Origin of the sequence: Paraburkholderia mimosarum LMG 23256 = NBRC 106338 (assembly GCF_000739815.1) — a bacterium.
Classification (GTDB): Bacteria; Pseudomonadota; Gammaproteobacteria; order Burkholderiales; family Burkholderiaceae; genus Paraburkholderia; species Paraburkholderia mimosarum.
Genome location: NZ_BBJJ01000169.1, coordinates 1 through 4,663 on the forward strand (window position 1 = coordinate 1; position 4,663 = coordinate 4,663).

4 protein-coding genes and 1 pseudogene are annotated in these 4,663 nt (G+C 57.5%); 4 read left to right on the forward strand and 1 reads right to left on the reverse strand.

What is annotated here, in order from left to right; genetic code table 11:
• Positions 1-521: 521 nt before the first annotated feature.
• The gene (locus BMI01S_RS35950) at positions 522-1,244 is read right to left on the reverse strand and encodes an IS6 family transposase (RefSeq protein WP_042292784.1); all 723 of its coding nucleotides are present in this window, start codon (positions 1,242-1,244) and stop codon (positions 522-524) included.
• Positions 1,245-1,302: 58 nt separating this feature from the next.
• On the opposite strand from BMI01S_RS35950, the pseudogene BMI01S_RS35955 reads away from it, so the two are divergent.
• The 4 genes and pseudogenes from BMI01S_RS35955 to BMI01S_RS35970 all read left to right on the forward strand — a co-directional run.
• Positions 1,303-1,566 (forward strand): annotated as a pseudogene (locus BMI01S_RS35955) (CocE/NonD family hydrolase C-terminal non-catalytic domain-containing protein); the annotation flags it as partial.
• 160 nt (positions 1,567-1,726) lie between these two features.
• The gene (locus BMI01S_RS35960; RefSeq protein ID WP_036047220.1) at positions 1,727-3,478 is read left to right on the forward strand and encodes a S10 family serine carboxypeptidase-like protein; all 1,752 of its coding nucleotides are present in this window, start codon (positions 1,727-1,729) and stop codon (positions 3,476-3,478) included.
• Positions 3,479-3,495: 17 nt separating this feature from the next.
• Entirely contained in the window at positions 3,496-3,891 is a 396-nt protein-coding gene (locus BMI01S_RS35965) for a hypothetical protein (RefSeq protein WP_028233039.1), read from the forward strand.
• 424 nt (positions 3,892-4,315) lie between these two features.
• The coding region (locus BMI01S_RS35970; protein WP_042292791.1) for an IS6 family transposase at positions 4,316-4,663 on the forward strand (348 nt) is incomplete at its 3' end.

Consider the following 4,663-nt stretch of genomic DNA (forward strand, 5'->3'; position numbering starts at 1 on the left):
CAGGCGCGAATCTCATCGTGGCGCGGGGAGCGATCCCCACAACGACGCCGAATAGATTTACGCAAGCCAACCATGCATATTCAGCGTTGCAAAAACGGGGGCGATCATAGATTATTTTCCGTTTCCTGAAGCGCCCCCCATTCATCCAAAAGAGATTTGGTTATGCGGTCCATGGTGTTAGTTGTTCTGATGTCCGGATGATGGTCGTTGCTTCGGTCAATGAGCGGACGAACTACCGCTCAAGCGCTCTGGTCTTTAAACTTCGCGTCAATTTGGTCCAGTAGTGTTTGGACCAGTCCCGATGCGTCGCGCTGGCTCCGTATCAAGGCATCTTCGTCTCCGATGGCGTGGAAGGCAGCGTACTTCACCGGTCCGATTTTGACGTAACCTTCGCTATGTTGATCGTCGCAAAAGCGGCGACGCAAAGCGTCGAGGCCTGCCGCCATCGCGCCGGGGTGCGCTTGAGGGTTCTGTTGCAGTAAGGGTGTGGGAACGAGGAATTTCGATATGGTAAGTATTGCTTATGACACAAGGGAGTAAAACTGCCGGGAAGCAGAGGACGGGTCTTTGCCCGCACATTTCATCTGTCCTTTCCTGATCATGTGCATTACCTCGATGCCGCCGAGAATGACCCTCGCACGGTGGAAGTTCTTGAATCCCAGCACCGGCCGGGTCCGGCGTTTGATAGCCCGATGGTCCTGTTCGACAATGTTGTTCAGGTACTTGATCTGACGGACCTTGATCGGCGTCTCGCGATCGGCATTCACCACATCCAGTGCGGCCAGATTGGAGCCGCTTTTGTCGATGGTCACGGTCTCTGGCGTACCATTATGGGCGATCGCCTTTTCAAAGAACCGCCGGGCAGCGACCTTGTCCCGCCTGGCCCTGAGCAGGAAGTCGACCGTGTCGTCCGCCTTGTCCACTGCCCGGTAAAGATATTTCCACTCGCCTTTGATCTTGATATAGCTCTCGTCCATTCGCCAGCTTTTCCCGACCGGACGCTTGTGCTTGCGGAAGCTCCTTTCGAAGAGCGGCAGCAGCTTGATGACCCAGCGGTACACCGTCGAATGATCCACCGCGATACCACGCTCGTCCATCATTTCCGCAAGATTGCGCAAACTCAGCGAATAGGCCACGTACCATCGCACGCACAGCAAAATCACTTCAAGCGGGTAGTGAAGGCGCTTCAGGACCTTGGCCAGGCCCGGCGCGAGTGTGGTTCGCGGTGTCTTCGTCTTCTTCATCGCACAGCTCAAAAATTCGCTACCCAATTTTAACGTGGGCCTTACTGCAACAGAACCCGGGCAAGACGTTACGTACGGCTGGGCGAATCCGCGCTTCTACAAGGGGCTCGACATTGCGCAGCCGATCGCTCCCGGCACCGACTATGACTTCTCGCTGGAGATGATGCCGCGCGACTTCACCGTGCTGCCCGGCAGCAAGGTCAAGGTGACGCTCGAAGGCTATCAGGGCACGGCGCTCGTCACGCTGAACCTGGCACACACCACGCTCGAGATGCCACTCGTGCCGAAGGCACACGTGGCGGAAGTTATGGCGGCGAAATAGCGGAAGCGCCGCGATGGTGCGGACAAGCATCCGGGAGACAGCGCGGGGCCGATTCGATCAGGAAACGCGCTTGCCGGAATCATCTGGCCGGATCCGGCCATGATGACATGCAGTGGGAAGCAGGTATTGAAATCATCTCAAAATTTTCGGAGATCCATCCATGAGTAGAAGGATAGCAACCTGGCCTGTAATTGCGGTGCTCGCGACCGTGGCGCTGGTCGCCTGCGGCGGTGACGACCCGACATCCACCGCCGCAAGCGCCACGGCCGTGCCAGCCACGTCCCCGCCTGCCTCCTCCACCTTGACGGCGGAATCCGAACAGAACATATTCGCGAAAGTCGCACCGGCGGACAAGGTTCTGGACGATGCCAACATCTACGATACGACGATCGGTGGCTCGATTTCTCTTTCGAAAATCGATGAGGAATCCTCTGTAAAACGACACACAATAACGATCGACGGAAAGGTGTTGCCGTATGTCGCGCGCGCCGGGCATCTCGTCGCCTATCGCGGGACCGGGACCAACAAGACGCCCGAGGCGGCGATCTTCTATACGTCCTATACGCGCGACGCACTGCCCAAGGAGAACCGTCCGGTCACGTTCCTATGGAACGGTGGCCCAGGTTCAGCCTCGATCTGGCTACACATGGGATCGTGGGGGCCAAAGCGTTTGAAATCCGATGCGCCAATCATGGCCGACGACACGAAGCAACCGGACAGCTTCCCGTTCGACGACAACGCGATCTCCCTGCTCGACCAGTCGGACATCGTCTTCGTCGATCCACCCGGAACGGGTCTGTCCACAGCAATCAGCCCGCTAAACAACGGCGATATGTGGGGGACCGACAGCGATGCCAAGGTGGTCGCGGACTTCATCACGAGCTACGTCAACAAGTACAACCGGCAGAGCTCGCCGAAGTACCTGTACGGCGAATCCTATGGCGGCATCCGCACGCCAATCGTCGCGAACCTGCTCGAACAGGCGGGCACCAGTGGCTATGCGCCCGACCCGTCCGGCAAGCCGGCCCAGGTGCTGGCGGGCCTCATCCTCAACTCGCCGCTGGTTGATTACAACACCAGCTGCAACATGACGCGGATTTTCAAGAACGACTACGGGGTGAGTTGCGAGGGCTACATTCCGTCCTATGCGATGACGGCCGACTACTTCAAGCTGTCGACGAAACGGGGAACCCGGACCCAGGAGCAGTATCTCGTCGAGTTGCGCGCGCTGGCGAGAACGTTCCAGACCACCTTCCGCACCTACTTCAGTGCAACCGGCGAACCGAACGGCAAGTGGAAGGCGTATGCGTCGAGCACCGACGGCCAGGCGCTCCTGAGCCAGATAGCCGACCGCACCGGCATCCCGGCATCGACCCTGACGGACGCGTTCAACTATGATCCGTGGTCCTACCAGAACGACCTGATTCCGGGATATCTGCTCGGCCGCTACGACGCGCGCATGAAGGTGCCGGTCACGAACAGCTTTGCCGCCGACAGTTACATCGACGTCGCCTTCCTCAATCAGTTGAAGACATACTTTCCGGATTTCGTGAACTACAAGTACCAATCGCGCTACGAGCCCATAAACTCGGCTACGATCGATAACTGGACATGGTGGCGGACCGGAAGCCAGTCCTACTATCCGCAGAGCATCACTGACATTCAGGCTGTCCTGACGGCCAACCCGAATGCGAAGCTACTGATCCTCCACGGCTACGAGGACATCGCGACACCAGGCTTCCAGACCGAGCTTGATCTCGAAGGCGTGAACCTGAGCGATCGTATCCCCGTCAAATGGTTCGAAGGTGGACACATGATCTACAACACGGAGGCGTCGCGTGCACCGCTGAAACAGGCGATCGACAGCTACTACCGGTCGGCGGCCCGCGTCGCGGACGGCTCGTTACTGTAACCCCAGCGAGGACTGCTATGAAAAACGTGAATGTTCTTGTTACCGGCATCGTCGTCGCGGTAGTCGTCGCATTGGGACACGGCGCGGTGTTTGCCTATGACGATTTGCCGGTTCCTCCGCCACCGCCCGAGGGCTGGGTTCCGCCCCCTAGACAATCGGAAAATTCCGTCACGCGGAACGTGGAGAGCCAGATTAGGCAGCGGTTCACCGCTGCCACCGGCGGCAATCCCAACGGGCTGCTGTCGCAGCAGCAGGCCAAAGCCGCCGGCTGGGGGTTCGTCAGCGATCATTTTTCGGAAATCGACCGTGCCGGAACCGGCTACGTTCGACTCGATGACGTCTTGCAGTTTATGTCGGAACGAACGCCGCAACGCATTATGCGCATGAAAAATGCGCCGAACCTGAATCAATAAAATGTAACGCAAAGTAGATTCCCCGTCATGTATGGTGGGGAATCTCATTTCCGCTCAGACCACTTCGATTTTTCGCGGGTCCATCCGCAACGTCAATCCCGTCCGCATTTCCTGCCGGCAGAGCAACCGCACGTCCTAACGTGCGTAAAAATCCGTTTATTGAGGGCGCCCCTATATGCTTAATTCACGTGAAATTTGTGGAGATTAAACAATGACTCGTCCATTGCGTCATTGAAAAAGCACCTGATTTGGTATTCAATGAAACGCATGGAAAAGATGAACTTGACCGCGCTTGAGCGCAAACAGTTGCTGTCGGCGGCTCGCAGCCAAACGGTGCGCGCAGCGGACACGCGGCGTGCCCGGTTGAGGTTCTGTTGCAGTAAGGCCCACGTTAAAATTGGGTAGCGAATTTTTGAGCTGTGCGATGAAGAAGACGAAGACACCGCGAACCACACTCGCGCCGGGCCTGGCCAAGGTCCTGAAGCGCCTTCACTACCCGCTTGAAGTGATTTTGCTGTGCGTGCGATGGTACGTGGCCTATTCGCTGAGTTTGCGCAATCTTGCGGAAATGATGGACGAGCGTGGTATCGCGGTGGATCATTCGACGGTGTACCGCTGGGTCATCAAGCTGCTGCCGCTCTTCGAAAGGAGCTTCCGCAAGCACAAGCGTCCGGTCGGGAAAAGCTGGCGAATGGACGAGAGCTATATCAAGATCAAAGGCGAGTGGAAATATCTTTACCGGGCAGTGGACAAGGCGGACGACACGGTCGAC

Excerpts from the sequence above, each read along its gene's own strand:
- BMI01S_RS35950 (WP_042292784.1), bottom strand. The coding sequence starts at position 1,244 with ATGAAGAAGACGAAGACACCGCGAACCACACTCGCGCCGGGCCTGGCC.
- BMI01S_RS35960 (WP_036047220.1), top strand. The coding sequence starts at position 1,727 with ATGAGTAGAAGGATAGCAACCTGGCCTGTAATTGCGGTGCTCGCGACC.
- BMI01S_RS35965 (WP_028233039.1), top strand. The coding sequence starts at position 3,496 with ATGAAAAACGTGAATGTTCTTGTTACCGGCATCGTCGTCGCGGTAGTC.